Raw genomic sequence first — 23715 nt, forward strand, 5'->3', positions numbered from 1 at the left:
TTGGTCGCCGGTCGGTCGTGCGGATGTGGCGTATGTGGCAAAATGGCCGAGACGTTAATTGCTTGTTTCACAATGCGGAACTGACGTGCTGTCTCGAGTGTTAATATTATGCTCACGTCTTATTGCCCTGGGGCAGTTTCGCCGCTAGAAGATTTTACCGAAAGGAAGAAAAAATATGAACAAATTGGCAACCCTCGTATTCGCAGCTACGGCCGCGATGGCGGGCAGCGCATCCGCGCAAAGTGCGCCTCCGTATGCGCCGCTGACCACCGATATCAAGGCGCCGACGCCGTACAGCGCTTACGTGCAGGATGCCCGTGGCGTCATCGCCCGCAATCCTTTCGGCCTGTGCTGGCGCACGGGCTACTGGACCCCGGCCGACGCGGTCCCGGGCTGCGACGCACCGCTGTGCGTGGAACCCGAGCGCCTGGAAAACGGCAAGTGCGTCGCTCCGCCGCCGCCGCCGGTCGCCGCTCCGGCACCTGCCACCCCGGCTCCGGCCCCGGCACCGGTTCCGGTCCCGACCTCGGAAAAAGTGAGCTACTCGGCTGACGCCTTCTTCGACTTCGACAAGGCCGTCCTGAAGCCGGCCGGCAAAGCGTCGCTGGACGACCTGGTCTCGAAGCTGAAAGACATCAACCTGGAAGTCATCATCGCCGTCGGCCACACCGACTCGGTCGGCACCGATGAGTACAACCAGAAGCTGTCCGTCCGCCGCGCCGAAGCCGTCAAGGCCTATCTGCAGAGCAAGGGCGTCGAATCGAACCGCGTCTACACCGAAGGCAAAGGCGAGAAGCAGCCGGTCGCCGACAACAAGACCGCCGCCGGCCGTGCGAAGAACCGCCGCGTGGAAATCGAAGTCGTCGGTACCCGCGGCAACAAGCAGTAATCCAGCTTAACGGCTGAACAACCCCGCTGCGGCGGGGTTTTTTTATGGCCCGTTTTTTTTCACGATCCCATCCGTGCCGACTACCCATTTCCGCTATCATTCCGTCCTATGACTACGACGACCAATGCCGATCCCTTAGAGATCCAGAAGTTCAGTGAACTGGCCCACCGCTGGTGGGACCCGACGTCCGAATTCCGTCCGCTGCACGACATCAACCCGTTGCGCCTGGAATGGATCAACGCGCGCGTGCCGCTGGCTGGCAAGAACGTCATCGACATCGGCTGCGGCGGCGGCATCCTGGCCGAATCCATGGCGCGCAAGGGTGCCAAGGTCACGGGCATCGACCTGTCGAAAAAGGCACTGAAGGTGGCCGACCTGCACAGCCTGGAATCGGGCGTGGAGGTGCGCTATAAACTGATCGCGGCCGAGGACATGGCCGCGGAAGAGCCGGGCCAATTCGACGTCGTCACCTGCATGGAGATGCTCGAGCACGTCCCGGACCCCGCTTCCATCGTGCGCGCCGCCGCGGCCCTCGTCAAACCGGGCGGCCGCGTGTTCTTTTCCACGCTGAACCGCAACGTCAAATCGTATCTGTTCGCCGTCGTCGGCGCGGAATACGTGCTGCGCATGCTGCCGCGCGGCACCCACGATTACGCCAAATTCATCACGCCGGCCGAGTTGTCGAACTTCGTGCGCGATGCCGGCCTCATCGTCGACGGCTTGAAGGGCCTGACCTACAACCCGCTGACCAAGATCTACTCGCTGAACCAGGACACCGACGTCAACTACATGGTTGCCTGCAGTAAGCCGCTCTAAGTATCGACACATGACCTTTTCTTCCTCCCTGTCCGCGCCGCGCGCCGTCCTGTTCGACCTCGACGGCACCCTGGCCGACACCGCGCCCGACCTCGCGGCCGCCGTCAACTGGATGCGTACGGAGCGCGGCCTGGAACCGACGCCATACGCCATCCTCCGCCCGACCGCATCGGCCGGCGCCCGCGGCATGATCGGCGCCGCCTTCGGCCTGGCGCCGGGGGACGAGGGCTATGAGGAGATGCGTCTCGAATGGTTCGAACGCTACCAGTCCAACATGGCCGTGCACAGCACCCTGTTCGACGGCGTGCCCGACCTGCTGGACGGCCTCACGGCATCCGGCATGGCCTGGGGCATCGTCACCAACAAGCCGGCCCGTTTCACGGACCCGCTCGTCCCGCTGATCGGCCTGGCGCACGCCGGCTGCGTGATCTCGGGCGACACGACGCCGCACGCCAAACCCCACCCTGCCCCGCTGCTGGAAGCGGCGCGCCGCCTGGACATCGACCCGACGCACTGCTGGTACGTGGGCGACGACCAGCGCGACATCGAAGCGGGCCGCGCGGCCGGCATGGTCACCGTGGCCTGCAACTGGGGCTATTGCGGTTGCATCGATCCGGCGACGTGGGGTGCTCACTACCAACTGGACACGCCGCGCCACCTGCTGGACATGCTGCGCGAGCTGGCGGGCGCTGCGGTAACGACTGCCTGATCCGGCTTTCATCCTTGTTTCACCGTTGAACCCTGACCGTGCCGCCTGCCTTGGCGGCTCGGTTTTTTTCTCACGGCAGCTCGTCGGTTAGTTGCAGATGTTGCGCTCTCGCCTTCGTCTTCGTAAGACCGCGATCCCGATCGGTCAACTCGTCATTTACATATCTTTACGATTGATACAGGGATACGTCTATCTCTCGACAATGCCTCTGGGTAATCTACAGCCATACGACAACAACGTCTCAGGAGCAGATAAAATGGAAACGATCAAAACCGCCACCTCCCGTATCCACCCGCTGGTTGCAGCTGCCGCAGTGTCCGTCATCGTCGTGAGCCTCGCCGGCACGGCCGCGATCACCGGCCTCCTGCCGAGCTCGCACAGCGCTCCCGAGGCTGCTCCGACCCAGGTGAACCCGGCCTACGCCGCTGCCCCGACCACCGCACCGGCCCTGCCGATGGCTGCGGATGCCACGGCACCGCAAGGCCTGCAACCGGTCCAGGGCGCCTATGCACAGCCGGCCGTCGCGAGCGCCCAGCCGGCCCCGGCACCGACGGTGATCAAGGAAACGATCATCAAGGAAGTTCCGGCGAAACCGGCCCCGCGCCACACGACTCACCACTCGAGCTACGCCCAGAACGATGCGCCGTCGTATCGTGAACCGGCACCCCGTCCGGCTCCGCAGCCGGCGCAACCGAACTACGTCGCGATCGGCACGGGCGCCGTCGTGGGCGGCCTGCTGGGCAACCAGGTGGGCAGCGGCAACGGCCGCAAACTGGCGACGGTCGCCGGCATCATCGGCGGCGGCATGCTGGGCAACCAGATCGCCAACCAGAACCAGGATCGTTGATCACCCAGGCCTTGATTCTCCGCACCTCGCACCCATATCGGGTGTGAGGGCGTTTCAAGGCCCTCCGCTCACTGGCCGATTGCGGTACAATGAGCATTCCTATCTGGGGGCGACCTGGCTTCGACGTGGGTTGCAAAGCAGAACAGGGCATACCGAGGACTGGTTACCTCGTAAATACATCCAGAAATCAATAACTGCAAACGATAACTCGTACGCACTCGCAGCCTAATCGCTGCTAGCTCTACACCACCTCGCCTCTGGGGTGTGCCGCAAGGCAAGTAGAGTCATTTACAGAGGCTAGGATTCAACCGGGTTACCTGGTTGCTTCCGAAACTTTAGGTAACTCGCTTGGTTGCAGGGTGCACGTCCCCGTCAGCCAGGTTAAATTAAAAGACAGTGCTAAGTATGTAGAACTGTCTGTAGAGTGCTTGCGGACGAGGGTTCGATTCCCTCCGCCTCCACCAGTATTCAAAATAAAAGCCCCGCCGGCGCAAGCCGGTGGGGCTTTTGTTTTATGCGATACCGGACCCTCACGCCTCCGCAATTTCCGCATTGCGCATCAGCCAGTGATAACGGAATGCGTCGGCGATACTCGCACATAACGCGGCGTCGTCCCAAGGCTTCGCGTGGAACCGGAATACGGCGCCGCTATTGGTCGCTTCGATGATCGCGTCGACCGCCGTGTAGCCCGACAACATGATCCGGATAATCTTCGGGTGAATCTGCTTGACGCGCGACAGGAATTCGATGCCCATCATGCCGGGCATGCGCTGGTCGGAAATGACGACCTGGACGTCGTTCAAGGCAAGCAGGCTCAAACCTTCATCCCCGCTTGCCGCGTACAGCACCCGATAGCCCTGGCGGCGCAGAAGCCGGCGCAATGCCGCGCTGACGCCGGGGTCGTCGTCGACGAGCAGCACCGTCCGCACCTGTTCGTCAGGACACGCCACCGGCAGCGCCCGCTCCTCGCCCAGCAACTGCTCGAATGCCGTGGCCGGTATCGGACGGCTGAAATAATAGCCCTGGATCTGGTCGCAACGATAAGTCGTCAGATAGCTGAGCTGCTCCTGGGTTTCCACGCCTTCCGCGATGACCTGCAATTGCAGGCTTTGGGCAAGCGAAATGATGGACCGCGCGATCGCCGCCGCGTCTGGATCGGTGGTAATGTCCCTGACGAACGACTTGTCGATCTTCAGCACATCGATCGGGAAGCGCTTGAGGTACGACAGGCTGGAGTAGCCGGTGCCGAAGTCGTCCAGCGACAGCTGTACGCCGAGCCCCTTGAGCGTATTCATGATCGCGAGTGCGTGGTCGATGTCGGTCATGACCAGGCCTTCCGTCAGCTCGATGTCCAGGTAGCGTGCCGCGAGCCCCGATTCCGCCAGTACTCCTGTCACGACCTCGATCAGATCCGGCTGGTAGAACTGCTTGCCCGACAGATTGACGCCCACACGCAGGCCTTCCCAACCGGCATCATGCCAACGCCTGGCGTCCGCGCACGCGGTCCGCAATACCCACGTGCCGATTGGGACGATGAGCCCGGTTTGTTCCGCCAGGTCGATGAACCGGTCGGGCGACATCATGCCGAGTTCGGGATGTGCCCACCGCAGCAGGGCTTCCACGCCAACGATCCGACCGGTGCGCACATCGACTTGTGGCTGGTAATGCAACAGCAATTCGCCTCGCTGGACGGCATGCCGCAGGTCGCCCTCGAGCCGCAGGCGTTCCATCGCGCGCGCTTTCATCGACGCCGTATAAAACTGCAGTTCGCCACCGCCTGCTTCCTTGGCGCGCTGCATCGCGATGTGGGCATTCTTGATCAAGGCGTTCGCCGTGTCGCCGTCTGCCGGGAATACCGACAACCCGGACGTGCAGCTCAGGAAATGCTCGTGCTCCCCGACCTTGATCGGATCGCCCAGGGCGGCCATGATGCGCTGGACGGTATTGATCGCGGCGTGCTCGTCGGGTGTATCGGCGAGCACCAGCACAAATTCATCGCCACCGGTGCGCGCGGCCGTATCGTTCGGCCCTAGTGCCGTCCTCAGGCGGGCCGCTGTCTCTTGCAGGACCAGGTCGCCGGCTTCGTGGCCCAGCGTTTCGTTGACCAGGGCGAAGCGGTCGAGATCGATACAGACCAGCCACGCCTGTTCGCCCCGGCTCACGGCCCGCGCCATCGTCTGACCTGCCCTATCGCAAAGCAAATTACGGTTGGCAAGTCCGGTCAGGGTGTCGTAATTCGACTGATATTCAAGCTGGTCCTCGCTTGCGCGTGCCTTGCGTTCGATGTGAAGCCGTTCGACCGCGATGCTGACCGTGTGGGCGCACAGGCCAAGGATCTCCATTTCGCCTTGATCGGGCACACGTCCGGCTTCCGTGAACACCGCGAGCGTACCGAGCAGCCGGTCTTGCCCGGAGCGAATCCCATACCACCAGCAAGCTCGATCCCCATGCAGTGCGGCGGCATCGTGCGCACCAATCCAACTCGGATCGTCCCCCACGTCGGCAACGAAGACCGGCCCGGCATGCAGCCGTGCGCGTCGGTCCGGCGGCAATACCTCATCGACGTCGAATTCGTTCAGGATGCCTCGTAGCGAAGCCGGAAGACTCGGCGCGACAACGTGTTCGAAGGCGGCGCCGTCCGCGCCCAGCAACATCACGGCACAGTGCATGGCATGTCCGGACGACTCGACAATGTGCGTGGCGAGTTCCAGGAGTTCGGGCAGCGGCGCTCCCAGTGCCATCCGTTCCAGCAATTTCATCTGCTCATTCTTGAACTTCTGCAGACGCCGGCTTGCGCTGATGTCGCGGCAATACACGGCAAGGCCTTCCGATGAAGGATAGGCACGAACCTTGAACCAGCGATTCAGCGGCGGGAAGTAAATGTCGAACTCGACCGTGCAATGTTCATGCATGGCCCTTTGAAATTCGGTATCGGCGATGCCGCCGACGAGGGCCGGATATTCCTGCCATAACATTCGCCCAAGCAATTGCTGGCGATCACGCTGAAGGAGGCGCTCGGTTTCCTTATTGACGTACGTAAATCTCCAGTCCAGATCGACTGTGAGGAATGCCTCCGTGATGCTTTCGAGCGTTGTACCGAGACGGTGTGCGAGCCTGCGGATTTCGTCGTTCGCCAACCGCGTGTCATGGTTGTCGGTGGTGGTGCCGTACCACTTTACGATCGTACCGTGTTCGTCCCGGATCGGTATGGCACGCGCCTGATGCCATCGATAGCTCTGGTCGGCGCTGCGAAACACGCGATATTCGGTCTCGAAGATGGCGCCCGAGACTAGCGACGCCTCCCAGATGCGCAGCGTCGGCGCAACGTCATCCGGGTGCAGTATCGTGACCCAGTTGTCGGCATTGATCTCCTCGACCAGTCCCGTGTACGTGTGCACCCAACTGTTGGCGTAATCGATCGCACCATCAGGGTCGGCAGTCCATACGATTTGCGGCATCGCATCGGCAAGCTGGTGGAAACGCTGTTCGCTTTGCAACAGGGCATGCGCGGCGTGCATCTGCTCCATCTGATGGAGCGCCTCTTCCCGCAGCTTACGATCGGTCAAGTCAGTATGGGTCCCAATCACCCGCGCCGCCTGTCCGCCCGCATCGGTACCGACGACCATGCCGCGACTGAAGATCCAGCGCCAGCTTCCATCCTTCGCCCGCATCCGGTATTCCATCGCGTAGGTCGGCACCAGCCCGGCCACCAACCTCGCCGTTGCGTCGAGTACCCGTCCACGGTCCTCCGGGTGGATCAGGTTTTCCCATTGTTTCCCGGTCCGGATCTCGGCGTCGCCATAGCCGAGCATGTCGCGCCAACGTTGAGAAAAGTACACCGTATCGGTCCGGCCATCCCAATCCCAGACACCATCGCCCGCGCCTTCGAGCGCATATTTCCAGCGAAACTCGCTCTCCTCGAGCGCGGCCCGGGCGCGGGCACGGTCGCGCATTCCGGACAACACGCTGTAACCGATCAGCACAATCAGGATGGACAGCCCACAGGCGCCGCCCACCACCAGGTTCCGCTGCCGGACATACGATTCGAGGATTTCATCGCGGCTACGGCCGACCGCCACGGCCAAGGCCTTCTTCGGCAATACACGCCAGGCATAGAGTCGAACGACACCGTCGATCTGCGAGGCACGCGAATATATCAGTGTTTCCGTGCCCATCGACGCGAAGTCCGGCATGGTCTTCAGTACGTTGCGTGGCTCGGACGACACTGCCGGCTCGCGCGCGACTATGGTACCGTCAGAGCGAACAAGGGCCACTGTCCCGTGCTCGCCAAGTTGCAGCTTTCCTGAAAACCGGGTGAAGTACTCCGGTGCCACCGACAACACGATCACGCCGGCGAAACGATTCCCGCCGGCCAGCAATGGACGGGTGAACTGGATACTTCCCCGTCCCGACACCCGGCCCTTGACCGGGCGGCTGACGAACAGCTTGTCGATCCCGCCGAGATGGGTGCGAAAGTGCTCGCGGTCGCTTAAATCGAGCCGCGGCGCCGAGCGGTCCACGCTCGAATATGCCAGGTGTCCTGTGGCGTCGATGATACTGACCTGAAATGCCACAGGTCTTTCGAGAATCGCCTGCCGCCTGCGCACGTGGTCGCCAAACCTGTCCGGGTCGTCGAGCCATCGTTCGCGCAGGTCGATCGCCGCCAGGTCGATCATGTTGATGGAAGAATTGACTTCTTCGGCAAACAGACGCGCAATGTTATTGCTGTCCTTGGCGGCCTCGGCCAAGGTTTTCTCATAGGTGCCGTGTAACGACGCGATCACGACGGCCCACAGGCAAGGCAGGATAACTGCCGCAATGAGGGCGAGTTGCCCCGGCAACGGAAGTCGGGAAAAAACCTGCAACGGCAGGCCGATCGATTTGGAGCTCACTCAGCGACCTTCTTATCCGGAAGGGCATCGCCGGCGCAACGACCACGCGATACCGTTAGATAGCCTTTGATTGGACCGGCGCTATCCAGGACGGCGGCGGCGCAGCCCAGTCACGGACATCCCTGCATGGCATTCCCGACCACGTCATATCGTCAACAACAGCACATTGCCCGCCAAAACCACGGCTTACATTTTACATAGATTCCCCAAGGAAACATAAATGCATTCCCATGAAGAAGAAAAATGTCGCATTTATGCTCAATATTATTCTTGCAAAGGATGAAACCTCTGGGGAGACACCCGCTTCATCAGACGAGTTCGCGATAAAAATACGTCGTATCGCACAACCCGCCTTCCGGCAGCAACGCAAAGCCGGGCACGACGCCCAACCGCGTCCACCCCATGCGCGCGTACAGGCGCTCCGCTTCGGCGCTGGCCGTATCCAGTACCAGCAGCGTCTTGCCGAGCGACCGCGCTTCCCGCTCCGCCGCATCCATCAGCGCCGCGCCGACGCCCTGCTTGCGCGCCCGCCGCATCACGAGCATCTTGCACAGGTCCGCCCGATGCGGCTGGTTCTCCGGCATCGCCAGCACGAGGTGGACGGTGCCCACGATGCCGTGCTCGTCCTCGGCGACGAGCAGCGCGCGCCGGCCGGACTCGACGTCGGCCGCGAGCCCACGCCACCAGCCGAGCGCCTGGCCCAGCGTGTACGGCTGCATGAACCCGACGGACGCGCCTCCCTCGACACAGTCGAAGAGAACGGCCGCCAGGCCTTCGATGTCGGCATCGGTCAGCGAATGGATACGGCGTACGCGGCAACTCATGATCAGCTCCTGCTAAGCGTGGTAAGGACGACGGCGTAGCGCGCGGGCACGTCCCCGGGGTTGTGGAAGGAATTCGGTGCGTCGAGGGGTATCACGAGGCAGTCGCCCGTCTCCAGCAGCCAGGATTCGCTGCCGTACGTGATCTGCATGCGGCCTTCGAGGATCCAGATCTGTTGCAGCACGGCGGGCGTGCGAGGGCCGGCCTCGTACGTCACGCGCGTCCGCGGCGGAAACGTCACGTCGACGATGCGTGTCGGCGACTGGAATCCTTCGGGCGATACATTGCGGCGCAGATAGCCGGAATGCGGATCCTGCCACGTGACCTGATCGGCATGACGTGAGACAGGCTCGGCCTTGCGCGCCGGGTCGTCGAACAGCGATGCGAGCGGCACGCCGAGGCCCGCGGCCAGCTTGTCGAGCACGACTGCGGTCGGGCTCGTCTCGCCCCGCTCGATCAGGGACAGCATCGAACGGCTCACGCCGCACTGGGTCGACAAGGCATCGAGCGACAGACCTCGCTCGCTGCGGAGGAGGCGCACCTGCTGGGCGATGCGTGCGTTAACGGTGGAGTCATCTTTCATAATGGATATATTCTCCAACATGAAAGACAAGACGTCAACTATCCTGGACTATTCTCCAGCATACTGGACACACCGACTACGATGTCGGCCCAGGGTCCGTCCCTGGCGCCACGAGCAATTCCTTCAGCAACATGTCGTTGAAGGCGGGCAGATCATCCGGCTTGCGGCTCGTAACCAGTCGGGCATCCAGCACGACTTCCTCATCCGACCACTCGGCGCCCGCATTCATCAGGTCGCGCTTCAAGCTGGGCCAGCTGGTGAGATGCTTGCCGGTAGCGATGCCCGCGTCGATCAGCGTCCATGGGCCGTGGCAGATGGCCGCGACCATCTTGTCCTCGGCATCGAAGTCGCGGATGAAATCGATGGCCTCTTTGCTCAACCGCAGTTGATCCGGATTGGCGACGCCGCCCGGCAGCACGAGCCCGTCGAAGTCGGCAGGTTTCGCGTCGCGCACGTTCATCTCGACCTTGAAGCGGTCGGCCGGCTGCATGTGGTTAAAACCCTGCACTTCGTCGCCGGCCGCCTTCGGCGACAGCAACACGACGGTGGCGCCCTGCTCTTCCAGGAAAGAGCGCGGGCTCGTGTACTCGATCTGTTCCACGCCATCCGTCATGAGCATGGCAACGCGCTTGCCCTGCAAAGGCTTGTTGGCAACTTGTTCCATATAAACTCCCTTTGGTCGAACGTATGGGACGACAGCCCATTCTAGGCGGGGCTTGCGGGGCGCGTCGCACGCGCCGAATCAGGTACGAGGAATGGCAGGATCAGCCGAACAGCGCCTGCCACACCATCCATGCGTTGGCGGAGGAAATCACGACGAACAGGAACCACGACGGCACCGTCGTCCACCACTTGTTGCCGAACTGCCCCATCAGGTCGTGGCGGCCCGTCAGGCGGATCAGCGGGTACATGGCGAACGGCAATTGCAGGCTCAGCACGACCTGGCTGCCGACGAGCATCTTGCCGATGGCGTGGTCGCCCAACGTGAGCACGCCGATCATCGCCGGCCCCAACGCCAGGCCGCGCGTGATCAGGCGGCGCTGCCAGCAGGGAATCCTGAGTTTCAGGAAGCCTTCCATGATGACCTGGCCGGCGATGGTGCCGGTGAACGTCGAGCTCTGGCCGGACGCCAGCAGCGCCAGGCCGAACAGGATCGCCGCGGCCGCCGTGCCCGCGACGGGGGCCAGCAGGTAATAGGCCTGGTCGATGTCCATCACGTTGCCGCCGCCCGGTTTATAAAACGCGGCCGCGGCCAGCACGAGGATGGCACCGTTGATGAATAGCGCCAGCAGCAGCGACACGACGGTGTCGATGCGCGACAGCCTGATCGCTTCGGCCAGGTGGGCGCCGTCCTGGTTGAGGTCGTGGCGCAGGACGCGCGTCTGTACGACGGACGAGTGCAGGTACAGGTTGTGCGGCATGACGGTGGCGCCGAGGATGCCGATGGCGAGGTACAGCGCGTCGCGCTGGCCCACCTTGGCCAGCGACGGCACGAGACCCGCCAGGACGGCGCGCGGGTCAGGGTCGACGAGGAACAGCTCCGTGAACAGGCAGATGGCGATCGTCACGATGAGGCCCAGCACGATCGCTTCCAGTTGCCGGAAGCCCTTCCCTTTCAGGCCGAGCACGATGATGGTATCGAGGGCCGTCAGCGCGACGCCAACGGGCAGCGACACGCCCAGCAGCAGATGGAACGCGAGCGCGCAGCCGAGCACTTCGGCCAGGTCGCACGCGATGATCGACAACTCGGCGAACGCCCACAAACCTTTCGCGTGCACCGGCGAATATTGTTCGCGGCAATGTACGGCGAGATCCTTGCCCGTGACGATGCCGAGCCGCATGCTCAGGCATTGCAGCACGATGGCCGCCAGGCTGGACAGAACGACGACGAACAGCAGGTCGTAGCCGAACTGCGAGCCGCCCTGGATGGCGGTCGCCCAGTTGCCCGGGTCCATGTAGCCGACCGACACCAGCAGGCCGGGGCCCGCATAGCGCAGGATCTTTTTCCACAGCGGATCGTTCTCCGGCACGTTGACGGTGCCGGAGACTGCCGATGGGCAGAACGGCGCGGTGGCGTTGGTCGGTAGTTTGAGCATAGCGGGCAAGATAGCACGGTGAGTCTCGCGCACACCGTGCCCCGCCGCGCCCGCCATAAGACCGGTGCCCGCAGGCAGCCGGACCTTCAGTCGATGCCGAGCACGTGCATCCGGGCGCGCAGGCGGCGGATCTCGTCGGCCATGTCGACCACGAGCGCGGCGAGGTCCTCGTTGGCGTCGAAGTCGCGTTCGACGCGCAGCAGGCGCCGGGCCCGGGCCAGGTCGCCGCTACGGAAACGCCAGCTCGTCACCTGCACGCTGGTCTCGCCGCCCAGCACGCCCGCCTGCACGTGGCGCACGACCCACTCAGTCTCCACGTTGCAGGCGCGCGCCAGTTCGTCGAGCGTCAGCGCCACGTCGTCCAGCAGCACGCCGGTGAGAATATCGTCATGCATCGTTCAGGCTCCTATGCGTTCGCGTGGATTGAAGGCAAGGTCGCGCGCCATCGCCTCGTACAGCTCGCGCGCACGGTCGCTCGTGGCGGGCGGCAGCACCACGTTCAGCATCAGGTACAGATCGCCCGGCGTCCTGGCCGGAATGCCGCGCCCTTTCAAACGCAGCTTGCGTCCGCTCTGCGACCCCGGCGGCACCGTCACCTCGACCGTGCCGGACGGCGTAGGCACCGAGATGCTCGCACCGAGCGCCGCTTCCCACGGCGCCACCGGCACGTCCTGGTACACGTGTGTCCCTTCGACGCGATAGCGCGGGTCGGGGTTCAGCTGGATTTCCAGATACAGGTCGCCGGCCGGCCCGCCGCCGAATCCCGGATGCCCCTGTCCCCGCATGCGCAGTTGCTGGCCCGGCGTGACGCCTTTCGGAATGTTCACGCTGAGCGTCTTGTCCTGCATGGTCGTGCGGCCCTGCGCATCGTGCTGGGGGATGCGCAGGCTGACCGTGCGCGTGGCGCCCTGGTAGGCGTCGCGCAGGTCGATGGAAATCGCCGCATGGATGTCCTCGCCGGGCATCTGGAACCCGCCGCCCGCATGCGCGCCCCCGCCTGCGCGCGAGCGCCGGCCCACGTGGGCGAACAGGTCGTTAAAGAAATCGTCCCCGCCGGCACCGCCGAAATCGAACTGCGTGCCCCAGTCCGGCGGCGGCTGGAAGCCCTGGCCGGGATGGTGTCCGCGGCCCAGTTCGTCGTAGGCGGCACGCTTCTCGGCGTCGCCCAGCACGTCGTAGGCCTCGTTGATTTCCTTGGTCTTCGCGTCCGCGTCCTTGTGCTTGCTGACGTCGGGGTGGTACTGCCGCACCAGCTTGCGGTAGGCCTTCTTGATGTCGTCCTGGGTCGCGGTCTTCTCGACACCAAGCGTCTGGTAGTAGTCCTTGTATTCCACGAGCTTGCTCCTGGATCGGTTGGATAGTTGAATGTCCCGTAAGTTGTGGCGGGAGGCTTGCTTTTCAACTACTCATCGTCTTGCCGCGGCATGACATGACGCCCAGTATCCGGCATGCCTCCCTTAAAAATCAGTTTTTGAAATGTGGCTCTCTACCTTAACCACACGATTGCTCAACAGTGCCTGAATATGCACTCTAGTGACGAATCTTGTCGTGTCTTTTCGATCCGCGCTCACGATGATCGATTTTGCACTTCCGTCGTAGGAACACGGTGTATCGGTCTCGGGCGGGCAAATAAAACCCAGTTCCTCCAAGGCTTTGCGGCGGTCGACTTGATTCACGACTCGAGGAGAATTGACCAGATTGCCAATCGCATGATCTACGGCCACCTCACCCAAAAAAAGCGAGTGTTTTAGTTGTGTCGCCACCTCACTATTACCGAGTCCGGTGTAATCGTTGGTTGCAGCCGGATCAATAGCACATGCAGAAATCAGCAGCGGGAAAATATATCTGATAATTTTCATCGAGCGAAATTCAAAGTGTTCGGATCTGAAAATCCTCCCCGTCAGTCATTTATCTTAATCGCCGCTTGCTGCTTGTTTCCTATCACATTGTCACAAATTTAAAATTTGTGTGCGCGCATCTGGCGGCTCCTGCGGCAGCCGGAACAGCCTGGACGGCCCCTGGGACCAACGGCACGGCGAACTGGAGCAAGGACGCCAACCTGCAGTGGCTCACCAGCTTCACCACCCAATAAATCAATGACGCATGCTTGATGCATGCCTCATCACGTCTCTTTGGCCGTCATTAGCATTTCAACCAGTATCCGGCCAAAAACGGCAGTGCTAGATTCCTTGTGTTGCCGTTCGTCCAACAAGGAGGGAGTCATGGTGAGCAAATGGGTCAAGCGCACGAGCATCGCATTGGCGACACTCGCCCTGCTGGGAGTCGCCACGGCCGGCGTGGGCAAGGTGCTGGGAGAACGCAAGATGGCGCGCAGCATCGCGCTCGACGTGCGTCCGCTCGACATCGTGCCCGACGTCGGCCGCGTCGACCACGGCCGCTACCTGTACAACACGCGCGGCTGCGCCGAGTGCCATGGCGCGGACGGCGCCGGCAGGACGGTCGTGAGCGACGGCGGCATGCTCGTCGTCGCCCCCAACATCACGGCGGGCCCGAACGGCACCACGGCGCGCTACCGCGTGATCGACTGGGTGCGTACCGTGCGCCACGGCGTCAAGCCGAACGGCAATCCCGTCATGATCATGCCCAGCGAGGACTACAGCCGCCTCAGCGACGAAGACATGGCCGCCCTCGTCGCGTACCTCGAGCAAATGCGGCCCGTGTCCGGCGCGAAGGCCGTCATCGACGTACCGGTGCCCGTGAAGGCGTTGTACGCGTTCGGCGTGATCAAGGATGCGTCCGAAAAGATCGACCACGCGCTGGCGCCGCCGCAGGCCGTGCCGGCCGCCGTCACGCCGGCGTATGGCGCCTATGTCGCCGCGACGTGTACAGGCTGCCATGGCGCGGACCTGGCCGGCGGCCGCGTCCCCGGCGCCCCGCCGTCCTGGCCGCCGGCCGCGCAGCTGGCGCCCGGCAAGGGCAGCGCGATGAATCGCTATCCGACGGCGGACGCGTTCATGGCCATGCTGCGGACGGGCCACCGGCCGGACGGCAGCGCGATCAGTCCCGTGATGCCGTTCGGGTCGTTCCACCAGATGAACGAGACGGATCTGCGGGCGTTGTATGCCTACCTGAAATCGGCGCCGGGAACGGCCCTGGCGCAGCGGTAGAGGCCGTCGTTCCCGCGCACGCGGGAACCCATGGTGAGTTTTCGAAATCCGTTGACTATCACATCGGCGTCGCTTCCGACGTACCCAATTCTGTTGTCCAGTATGGGTTCCCGCTTTCGCGGGAACGACGGGTTGGCGGACGGGTCGTTCCGTCACACAAGCTTGTCGATTCCTCAGTAAAATGATCGGTTTCCCCAGCAAACCGATCCATGACGTCCAACCTGTCCAGCACCGGCGCCCTTGCGCCGCATCCCGTCCGCGCCGAGATCGCCACCTTGTGGCGGCTTTCGTGGCCCATGCTCGTGGGCCAGCTCGCGACCGTCGGCATGGGCGTGGCGGACGTCGCCATGACGGGCCACGTCAGCGCCGAAGAGCTCGCCGCCGTGTCGCTCGGCACATCCGTGTGGTCGATCATCCTCGTCACCGTCATGGGCATCATGATGGCCGTGAACTCGGTCGTCTCGCACGAGATGGGCGCCGCCCGCTTCGACCGCATTTCCCACTCCGTGCGCGAATCGCTGTGGATGGGTCTCGGCGTCGGCGTCGCAGGCTGTCTCGCGGCGAACCTGTGCACGCTCGTGTTCGACCACATCGGCCTGGACCAGTCCGTCGCGGACCGCGCGTCGGCATTCCTGCACATCATCAGCCTCGGCATGCCCGCGTTCGCCTGCTACCGCGCGCTGTACGGCTATACGACGAGCATCAACCAGACCAAGCCGATCATGATCATCGCGCTCTGCGGCCTCCTGTACAACATCGGCATGAACTGGCTGTTCATCTTCGGCGAATTCGGCCTGCCGAAACTGGGCGCGCTGGGCTGTGCCGTGTCCACGGCCAGCGGCATGTGGCTGATGCTGGGCGCGATGGTCGTGTGGATCAAGTTGTCCAGCGCCTACCGCCAGACGTATCCGTTCACGCACTGGGAAGGTCCGAACTGGAAAGAGATCGGCAGCATGCTGCGCCTGGGCCTGCCGATCGGCGTCACGCACTTCGCGGAGGTCAGCGCGTTCGGCATCATCAGCCTGCTCGTGGCGCGCTTCGGCGTGATCGAGGTGTCGGCGCACCAGATCGCGCTGAACTTCGTGTCGCTCGTGTTCATGGTGCCGCTGAGCTTCGGCATCGGCGCGCTCACCCGCGTCGGCCAGGCGATGGGCGAAGGCAATCCGGTACGTGCGCGCTTCGTCGCGTGGGTGGGTACGGGCATGTGCATCGCGTTCGGCCTGCTGTCCGCGATCGGCATCGCCCTCTTCCGGTGGCAGATCTCGGCCATGTACACGTCCGACGCGGCCGTCCAGGCCACGTGCGTGATGCTGCTGCTGTTCGCCGCGCTGTTCCAGCTGTCCGATTCCACGCAGGTCGCGGCCGCCTCCGCCATCCGCGGCTACAAGGTGACGCGCTCGCCGATGGTGATCCAGATGATCGCGTTCTGGGGCGTGGCCTTGCCCGTCGGCTGGATACTGGGCCTCGCGCCGGACTGGTTCCCGTGGTCGCCGGACAAGCCGATGGCCGCCACCGGCTTCTGGATCGGCCTCGTGCTGGGCCTGACCGTGGCCGCCGTGCTGCTGGCGTGGTCGCTGAATCAACTCTCCAAGCTGCGCATCTGCGACCACGCATAAATTCGGGGTCAGAGCACTTTTCTGCGCACAATCCTTGAAGCAAGCTTTAATGGTGGCGCAGGCCCGCTTGCACTTCCTGTTGCAAGCGCCGGGGTGTCCTCGCGGCGATTTTGTCCGGCGACACATTGATCGAAAATGTGCTCTGACCCCGAATTTAAAGCAAAAAAAAGCCGATGGACGGGGAATCCATCGGCGTAACCCTAGGAGAGAGTTTCATCCTATTGTCGGCATTGGGGTGCCGACGAAATGATCATAGTGCATCGCAGCAGATGTAAACATTACAGTTCGTCCATCATTGCGCCCCTTCCCGCCCGCCGTCTTTACAGCTTTTACGGGACGACTCTGGTATCGTTCCGCCGTTGCACACGAATAATTTTTTAAACTTTACCCAAACCCTCCATGCGCCTTCTTCTCTGCCTTTTAGCCGCATTGTCGGCCGTTCCCGCATCGGCGGAACGGCTGACGCTGGACCGTATCCACGCCGACCCGGCGTTGGCCGGTCCAGGCGTCCGCAGCCTGCGCGTCTCGCCCGACGGCGAACGCGTGACCTTCCTGCGCGGACGCACCGACAACCAGTTCCAGCTGGACCTGTGGGAATTCAACATGAAGGACAAGACCACGCACCGCCTGGTCGACTCCAAGCAATTGGTCCCGAACGAGAACCTGTCGCTGGAAGAGAAGGCAAGGCGCGAGCGCGCCCGCACGGCCAGCCTGTCCGGCATCCTGAGCTACAGCTGGTCGCCTGACGGCAAGCAGCTGCTCGTGCCGATCGCGGGCGACCTGTACCTCGTCGACGTGAACCGGCCTGAAGCCGCGCGCAAGGTGGCATCGGGCAATGTCGGCGATCCGAAGATTTCGCCGAAGGGCCGTTACGTGTCGTACGTGCGCGACCAGAACCTGTTCGTCATCGACCTGGCGACGGGCCAGGAGCGCCAGCTGACGACGGACGGCAAGGACACCGTGCACAACGGCGAAGCGGAATTCGTCGCGCAGGAAGAAATGGACCAGCACACGGGCTATTACTGGGCCCCGGACGATTCCGCCATCGCCTACCGCCGCTACGACGAGGCGCAGGTGCCCGTCGCGCGCCGCTTCGAGATCTTCGCGGACCGCACGGAAGTCATCGACCAGCGCTACCCCGCCGCCGGTGCGAAGAACGTCGAGATCGACCTGATGATCGTGAACCCGGCGACGGGCGCGCAGAAGAAGGTCGACCTCGGTCCCGAGAAGGACATCTACCTCGTGCGCGCGGACTGGAGCGCGGATGCCAGGACCCTCGTCTACCAGCGCCAGTCGCGCGACCAGAAGCGTCTCGATCTCGTCGCCGTCGATGCGGCCACGCTGACCCAGCGCCCGCTGCTGACGGAAACGTCGAAAACCTGGGTCAGCATCCACGACGACCTGCGCTTCCTCGGCCGCCAGAAGGCGTTCATCTGGGCCTCCGAGCGCAGCGGCCGCAAGCACCTGTACCTGTACGACCTGTCGGGCAAGCTGCTGCACCCGATCTCCAGCGGCGAATGGGGCGTCGACAACATCCTCGCCGTCGACGAGCAGGCCGGCAAGGTCTATATCGCGTCGAACAAGGACGCCGTCATCGACAAGCAGACGTACGTGCTGAACCTCGACGGCAGCAACGCGAACAAGCCGGTCCGGCTGACGAAGCAGGACGGCTGGCACGAGGACGTGTTCGCCCGCAACGGCAAGATTTTCGTGGACACGTTCTCCGATCCGAACACGCCGCCGCAAGTGTCGATCCGCCGCGCGGACGGCAGCATGGTCGAGTGGCTCGAACACAACGAGTTGAACGCCCAGCACCCGTACGCGAACTACGCGAAGGACCACCTGCCGACGGAATACGGCAGCATCAAGGCGCACGACGGCCAGACGCTGTACTACTCGATGATCAAGCCGGCGAACTTCGACGCCGCGAAGCGCTATCCGGTCTTCCTGTTCACGTACGGCGGCCCGCATTCGCAGCGCGTCACGCGCCAGTGGGGCAATCTGTTCAACCAGTACATGGCGCAGCAGGGCTTCGTCGTGTTCGTGCTGGACAACCGCGGTTCGTCGCGCCGCGAGCGCGCGTTCACCGACGTCATCTACGGCAACCTCGGCGCGCATGAAGTCGAGGACCAGCTGACGGGCATCGACTGGCTGGCGCAACAGAGCTTCGTCGATCCGAAGCGCGTGGGCGTGTTCGGCTGGAGCTATGGCGGTTTCATGACCCTGCGCCTGCTCGCGGCTGGCTCGGACAAGATCGCGATGGGCGTGTCGGTGGCGCCCGTGACGGACTGGACCCTGTACGACACGCACTACACGGAGCAGTTCGTGGGCGCGACGCCGCAGTCGGATCCGGCCGCCTATGAACGCAGCGGCGTGTTCGCGCACCTGGACGGCCTGAAGTCGCCGCTGCTGCTGGTGCACGGCATGGCCGACGACAACGTGCTGTTCACGAACTCGACGCGCCTGATCGACGCGCTCGTCAACCGCAACGTGCGCTTCGAGCTGATGACGTATCCGGGTGCCAAGCACGGCATTTCGTCGCGCGCGGGACAGCGGCACGTGTATGGCCTGATCGAGGCGTTCTTCAAGAAGCACCTGGGCGGGACCGAGCCGAAGTAAGATTCGTTTCCCAATAAAAAAATCGGCCGCAACGTGCGGCCGATTTTTCCCGGCGCCAGCTTATTTGGTGGCGTCGTGGATTTTTTCCTTCAGGTCGCCCAGCTTTTCCTGGGTCTTGCCTTCGACCTGGTTCTGCAAGCCTTTCACCTGCTGCTCGGCGCTGCCGACGATCTTGCCGGCCTCCTCCTGGATCTTGCCGCCGATGTCTTGCAGTTTGCCGTTGATCTGGTCCGAATTCATGGTGTTCTCCTTTCGTTCAAAGTTCGACACCATCGTAGCGCCGGCCCCGGTATTGCTCAGTTAGCGCACGCACATTGCATGCGCGCGACGGTCCAGTCGCGCCGCTGATAGCATTCTGTCATGAACAATGACACCTCCCCCGCCGTCAAGCCGGCCCAGCACAAACTGATGCGCCGCTTCGTCCTCGTCGACGGCATTGCGGTGCTGTTCCTCGCGCTCGTCGCGGCCGTCGTGCTCGCCATCGACGCGCTGCTGCTGCTCTTTGCCTGCGTCCTGTTCGCCGTGCTGTTGTACGAGCTGAGCGCGATCCTGTGCCGGCGCTTCGGCTGGAACCGCAAGCTCGCGCTCGTCGTCGTCGTGCTGGCGCTGCTGCTCATCATCGGGCTCGGCGGGTGGGCGATGGCGCCGCAGATCGCGGAGCAGTCGACCGAACTGGCGCAGCAGATTCCGCAATCGCTGCAGCGCCTGCGCCAGATGGTGGAGAACCAGCCGCTGCTCGCGCGCATCGCCGCCGACCTGCCGGATGCCAAGCAACTGATCGGATCGATGCAGCAGTTCGTGCCGAATGCAGGCATCTTTTTCGGCGGCGTGCTCGGCGCGCTCGGCAACGTCGTCATCATCGTATTCGTCGGCATTTATTTCGCGCTGTCGCCGCGCCAGTACAAGCAGGGCATCGTGAAGCTCGTACCGCAAGGCAAGCGCGAGCGCGCCGTGCAAGTGATGGACGACATCGGCGACACGCTGGCGCGCTGGCTGATCGGCAAGTCGCTGTCGATGCTGATCGTCGGCGCGGCAACGGCCGGCGGGCTCACGCTGCTGGGCGTGCCGCTGGGACTGATCCTCGGCATCATCGCCGGGCTGCTCGACTTCATTCCCTACATCGGCCCGATCATGGCGGGCGTGCCGGCCGTATTGATCGCCCTGTCGATCAGTCCCGACCTGGCGCTGTACACGGTGCTGCTGTTCCTCGGCATCCAGACGGTCGAAGGCTATGTGCTGCAGCCGCTCGTCGAGGCGCGCGCGGTCGAGATGCCGCCTGCGCTCACCATCGTCATGCAGCTCGTGTTCGGCACGCTGTTCGGTTTCGCGGGCATCGCGCTGGCGACGCCGTTGACCGCCATGTTGATGGTGCTCGTAGACAAGCTGTACGTGGAAGACATCCTCGGCGACCGGCCGACGGGCTGACGTAAAAACGGCCGCACGAGGCGGCCGCTTCTACGTCAGGTAAGCAGATCGCCGGTATCAGCGGTTGCCCTTGTTGATCGCGTCGCGCAGATCACCGGCCTTTTCCTGCACCTTGCCTTCGACCTGCTTCGACAGGCCCTTGGCCTGCTGTTCGCTGCTGCCGACAGCCTTGCCGACTTCCTCCTGAATCTTGCCGCCGATATCCTTGGCTTTACCTTTGATTTGGTCGTCGTTCATGTCGGAATCCTCCTTGATGAGTAAGACCGCTTGCGAATCAAGCGGGATGCATTCAGGATAATTGGATGGCGCCCTTCATTCTGTACGCAAACTAACAAACCATTAACTCGCCTTGCGCCACACGCTCGCGAGCCAGGGCTGCTGGTCGCGCGGCAATCCTTCCGGACGGTAATAGTGGCGCAGCGGCACGAAGCCGGCATCGACGACGTAGCGCTCCCAGGCGGCGTAGTCGTGGAAGCAGCCGTAGCGCGGCCCGTTCCACCCTTCTTCGTTATGGCCGCGTGGATTCGAGCTGAACAGCACGCCGCCCGGCTTCAACGCCGCGCACAATGCCCTCAGCACGTTGGGCAGCAGGTCGCGCGGCACGTGGAACAGCGAGGCGTTGGCGAAGATGCCGTCGAACGCCGCGGCCGGCAGGTGCAGGTCGATGAAGTTCTGGTGCCATACCTCGCAGCCGCTGTACGCCCGCGCCATCTCGACGAATTGTTCACTGCCGTCCAGGCCGATGGCATGGTGGCCCAGCGCCGTGAACGTCTTGAGGTCGCGCCCCGGGCCGCAGCCGAAGTCGAGAATGGTGTACGGGGCCGGCGCGTCGATCGCACCCAGCAGCGCCTCGATGTTCTGGCTGACGTCGTGGTCGATCGTGCCGGCGAAGAACCGGCGCGCGTTGTCGTCGTAATGGTGCAGCGTGCGCCGCGTGATGTCTTCGTAGTCGTCGTCTTCGATCATGTGTGCAAAGTGGTGGATGATGCGCCGGTCGACATCAAGATAGTGCTGTTTCATAAGCAAAAACCACGCTGAAAGAAGTCCGAACCATTCTAGTCCGGGCCTCTTTCCGACCGGCGCAGCTTACCCGCCAGACATAAACCCTGCTTACCAGACGCGTACGCGCTGCTCCGGCGGCAGGTACAGCGCCTGTCCCGGCTGCACGTCGAACGCCTCGTACCAGGCGTCCAGGTTGCGCACGGTGGCCGTGCGGTATTGCGGCGGGGCGTGGCCGTCCGTCAGGATACCGCGCCGCTCGGCCGCCTCGCGCGCCTTCGTGCGCCAGCTCTGCGCATAGCCCGTGAAGAACTGGCGGTCGCTCTCCGCCGACGCGTTCTTGCCGGCGGCGGCGCGATAGGCATCATACGACGCTTCCAGGCCCGCCAGGTCGGCGAGGTTTTCGGACAGGGTCAGCTGGCCGTTGACGGCGAGGTCCGGGTACGGTTTATAGGCGTTGTATTGCTCGACGAGTTTCCGGGACCCGGCCTTGAAGTGCTCCATGTCCGCCTTCGTCCACCAGTCGCGCAGGCGGCCCTGGGCATCGAACTGCGAACCCTGGTCGTCGAAACTGTGGCTGATCTCGTGGCCGATGATGGCGCCGATCGCGCCGTAGTTGACGGCATCCGGCGCCTTCGGGTCGAAGAACGGCGGCTGCAGGATCGCGGCCGGGAAGTTCAGCGCGTTCTGCAGCGGCAGGTTGACGGCATTGACGAGCTGCGGCGGCATCGACCAGTCCGTGCGGTCCGGCTTCGCATGCAGCTTCGCGAATTCCTGGTCCGTGTGGAACGCCTCGGCGCGCAGCGCGTTACCGAACGCATCCTTGGCATCGACCTTCAGGCCGGCATACGATTTCCACTGGTCCGGATAGCCGACGCCCACGTACAAGGTCTTGAGTTTTTCCTTCGCCTGGGCGCGGGTGGCGGGCGCCATCCAGTCGAGCTTGTCGACGCGCTTGCCGAAAGCCGCCACGATGTTCGCGACCATTTTCTGCAGCTGCGCCTTGTTCTCCGCCGGGAAATATTTCGCGACGTACAGTTTGCCGACCGCCTCATCCATCGCCTCGTTCGTCGCGCCCAGCGCCCGCTTCCAGCGCATCGATTGCTGCGGCGTGCCGGACAGCGCCTTGCCGTAGAACGCGAAGCGCTGGTCCACGAAGGCCTTCGGCAGCACGTTGGCCATGCGGTTGATGGTGTGGAAGGCGAGATAATCCTTCCACGTCGCGAGGTCGATCTTGTCGACCAGCGCCGCCTCGCCTTTCACGGCGGACGGATGCCAGACGATGAACTTGTCCTGGTCGCCCAGCCGCGCGGCCTTGAAGAACGCATCCCAGTCGAGGCCCGGCGCGTTGGCGGCGAAGTCCTTGCGGGTCCACGTGTTGTCGGCCTTCAGCACGTCGGCCGAGTCGGCGCGGGTGCCGTGGGTGTTGGCGATGTCGACTTCGAGCGCGAAGATTTTCGCGGCGCGGGCGTCGGCGTCCTCATCCGTAGCGGCGTAGCCGGCGAGCTTGAGCATTGCCGCGATGTGTTTCTGGTACTGCGTGCGCAGGCCGGCCATCCGTTCGTTGTTGTCCAGATAATAGGCGCGGTCCGGCATGCCCAGGCCGCCCTGCAGCAGGTAAGGCCAGTTGTGGGCGGGATCGTGCAGGCCGGGCGAGATCCAGACACCGAAGATGTTCTCGGTCGCAAAATGCGTATTGTTCAGCGGGTCGACGTCCGCGCGCACGGACGCGCCCAGCGCGCGCACGAGGCCCGCTTTGTCCTTGATGGCGCCGATCTGCGCCAGCAGCGGCTTCAGCGGCGCGATGCCGCGCGCCTCGATCGCGGATTCGTCCATGTAGGCGTTGTAGTAACCGGCGACCTTGCGCGCTTCCGGTCCCGCTTTCTTGTTGGAGTCGACGCCTTCGATCAGCTTGACGATGCGCTGGTTGGTGTCTTCCGCCAGGTTGTCCATCGCGCCCCAGCGGCTGCGGTCCTCGGGAATGGTCGCTTTGGCAAGCCAGTCCTTGTTGGCCCAGGCGAAGAAATCGTCGCCCGGCCGCAACGTGGCCTGGGCGGTCCCGGCCGCGTTGACGTCCTCCCTGGCCGCGGGCGGGGTCTGCCCGGATGCCGCCGCGCCCGTGGTAACGAGCGCGGTACCGCACATCGCGACGACGATGGCGGCCCTGATCGGAGTCCAGCTGATGTTCATGGTGCCTCTCCTAAAAAAAATTCAAAAAATCTTTCGAAAACCCTAAAGTTCTCCAAAACGCTGCCGTAAAAGGCAGACAACCGG

General features: G+C 63.4%; 20 protein-coding genes and 1 other RNA gene. 9 read left to right on the forward strand and 12 right to left on the reverse strand.

The genetic code is table 11. The features are described 5' to 3' along the window. Positions 1–175 precede the first annotated feature (175 nt). The 5 genes from ompA (at position 176) to ssrA (ending at position 3725) form a co-directional block, all read left to right on the forward strand. A complete protein-coding gene (gene ompA, locus ACEN9H_RS22325; RefSeq protein ID WP_056129543.1) occupies positions 176–889 on the forward strand; it encodes an outer membrane protein OmpA in 714 nt (237 codons plus the stop codon). Between the two features lie 108 nt (positions 890–997). Next, complete coding sequence (ubiG, locus tag ACEN9H_RS22330; RefSeq protein WP_056129533.1) at positions 998–1705, forward strand: bifunctional 2-polyprenyl-6-hydroxyphenol methylase/3-demethylubiquinol 3-O-methyltransferase UbiG; 708 nt, start codon at positions 998–1000, stop codon at positions 1703–1705. Positions 1706–1715: 10 nt separating this feature from the next. Further along, positions 1716–2414, forward strand: coding sequence for an HAD family hydrolase (locus ACEN9H_RS22335; RefSeq protein ID WP_413672121.1), 699 nt, complete (start codon positions 1716–1718; stop codon positions 2412–2414). 256 nt (positions 2415–2670) lie between these two features. Next, positions 2671–3261: a glycine zipper 2TM domain-containing protein gene (locus ACEN9H_RS22340; RefSeq protein WP_413672122.1), complete on the forward strand. Its 591-nt coding sequence runs from the start codon at positions 2671–2673 to the stop codon at positions 3259–3261. Between the two features lie 105 nt (positions 3262–3366). Beyond that, positions 3367–3725, forward strand: a transfer-messenger RNA (tmRNA) gene (gene ssrA / locus ACEN9H_RS22345). 66 nt (positions 3726–3791) lie between these two features. On the opposite strand, the gene ACEN9H_RS22350 is transcribed toward ssrA, so the two are convergent. The 8 genes from ACEN9H_RS22350 to ACEN9H_RS22385 all read right to left on the reverse strand — a co-directional run bounded on the left by ACEN9H_RS22350 (position 3792) and on the right by ACEN9H_RS22385 (position 13513). Continuing rightward, entirely contained in the window at positions 3792–8153 is a 4362-nt protein-coding gene (locus ACEN9H_RS22350; RefSeq protein WP_413672123.1) for an EAL domain-containing protein, read from the reverse strand. Positions 8154–8461: 308 nt separating this feature from the next. Then, positions 8462–8977: an N-acetyltransferase family protein gene (locus ACEN9H_RS22355; protein WP_413672124.1), complete on the reverse strand. Its 516-nt coding sequence runs from the start codon at positions 8975–8977 to the stop codon at positions 8462–8464. A 2-nt stretch (positions 8978–8979) separates the two neighbouring features. Beyond that, a complete protein-coding gene (locus tag ACEN9H_RS22360) occupies positions 8980–9558 on the reverse strand; it encodes a helix-turn-helix domain-containing protein (RefSeq protein WP_413672125.1) in 579 nt (192 codons plus the stop codon). Between the two features lie 76 nt (positions 9559–9634). Beyond that, complete coding sequence (locus ACEN9H_RS22365; protein WP_056129148.1) at positions 9635–10222, reverse strand: type 1 glutamine amidotransferase domain-containing protein; 588 nt, start codon at positions 10220–10222, stop codon at positions 9635–9637. Between the two features lie 100 nt (positions 10223–10322). Then, the gene (locus ACEN9H_RS22370; protein ID WP_413672126.1) at positions 10323–11654 is read right to left on the reverse strand and encodes an Nramp family divalent metal transporter; all 1332 of its coding nucleotides are present in this window, start codon (positions 11652–11654) and stop codon (positions 10323–10325) included. Between the two features lie 86 nt (positions 11655–11740). Further along, entirely contained in the window at positions 11741–12049 is a 309-nt protein-coding gene (locus ACEN9H_RS22375; RefSeq protein ID WP_413672127.1) for a chaperone modulator CbpM, read from the reverse strand. Positions 12050–12052: 3 nt separating this feature from the next. After that, positions 12053–12988: a DnaJ C-terminal domain-containing protein gene (locus ACEN9H_RS22380; RefSeq protein WP_413672128.1), complete on the reverse strand. Its 936-nt coding sequence runs from the start codon at positions 12986–12988 to the stop codon at positions 12053–12055. 123 nt (positions 12989–13111) lie between these two features. Beyond that, positions 13112–13513, reverse strand: a complete 402-nt coding sequence (locus ACEN9H_RS22385; RefSeq protein WP_413672129.1) for a hypothetical protein — start codon at positions 13511–13513, stop codon at positions 13112–13114. A gap of 363 nt (positions 13514–13876) precedes the next feature. Between ACEN9H_RS22385 and ACEN9H_RS22390 the strand changes: the two genes are divergently transcribed. The 3 genes from ACEN9H_RS22390 to ACEN9H_RS22400 all read left to right on the forward strand — a co-directional run bounded on the left by ACEN9H_RS22390 (position 13877) and on the right by ACEN9H_RS22400 (position 19017). After that, positions 13877–14782 carry a c-type cytochrome gene (locus tag ACEN9H_RS22390; RefSeq protein ID WP_413672130.1) on the forward strand — a complete coding sequence of 302 codons (906 nt, stop codon included), beginning with the start codon at positions 13877–13879 and terminating at the stop codon, positions 14780–14782. A gap of 209 nt (positions 14783–14991) precedes the next feature. Next, entirely contained in the window at positions 14992–16398 is a 1407-nt protein-coding gene (locus ACEN9H_RS22395) for an MATE family efflux transporter (RefSeq protein ID WP_413672131.1), read from the forward strand. A 399-nt stretch (positions 16399–16797) separates the two neighbouring features. After that, the gene (locus tag ACEN9H_RS22400) at positions 16798–19017 is read left to right on the forward strand and encodes an alpha/beta fold hydrolase (protein ID WP_413672132.1); all 2220 of its coding nucleotides are present in this window, start codon (positions 16798–16800) and stop codon (positions 19015–19017) included. Positions 19018–19077: 60 nt separating this feature from the next. Here ACEN9H_RS22400 and ACEN9H_RS22405 read toward each other — a convergent pair whose 3' ends face one another. After that, complete coding sequence (locus ACEN9H_RS22405) at positions 19078–19257, reverse strand: CsbD family protein (protein WP_056129131.1); 180 nt, start codon at positions 19255–19257, stop codon at positions 19078–19080. A 120-nt stretch (positions 19258–19377) separates the two neighbouring features. On the opposite strand from ACEN9H_RS22405, the gene ACEN9H_RS22410 reads away from it, so the two are divergent. After that, entirely contained in the window at positions 19378–20442 is a 1065-nt protein-coding gene (locus tag ACEN9H_RS22410; RefSeq protein ID WP_056129128.1) for an AI-2E family transporter, read from the forward strand. 57 nt (positions 20443–20499) lie between these two features. Here ACEN9H_RS22410 and ACEN9H_RS22415 read toward each other — a convergent pair whose 3' ends face one another. The 3 genes from ACEN9H_RS22415 to ACEN9H_RS22425 form a co-directional block, all read right to left on the reverse strand. Next, positions 20500–20679, reverse strand: a complete 180-nt coding sequence (locus ACEN9H_RS22415) for a CsbD family protein (protein WP_056129126.1) — start codon at positions 20677–20679, stop codon at positions 20500–20502. A gap of 102 nt (positions 20680–20781) precedes the next feature. Next, positions 20782–21408, reverse strand: coding sequence for a class I SAM-dependent methyltransferase (locus ACEN9H_RS22420; protein WP_413675621.1), 627 nt, complete (start codon positions 21406–21408; stop codon positions 20782–20784). Between the two features lie 144 nt (positions 21409–21552). Then, on the reverse strand, positions 21553–23631 hold the full coding sequence (locus ACEN9H_RS22425) for a M13 family metallopeptidase (RefSeq protein WP_413672133.1): 2079 nt from the start codon (positions 23629–23631) through the stop codon (positions 21553–21555). Positions 23632–23715: the final 84 nt, after the last annotated feature.

The organism is Massilia cellulosiltytica, assembly GCF_047325105.1.
GTDB lineage: Bacteria > Pseudomonadota > Gammaproteobacteria > Burkholderiales > Burkholderiaceae_D > Telluria > Telluria orientalis.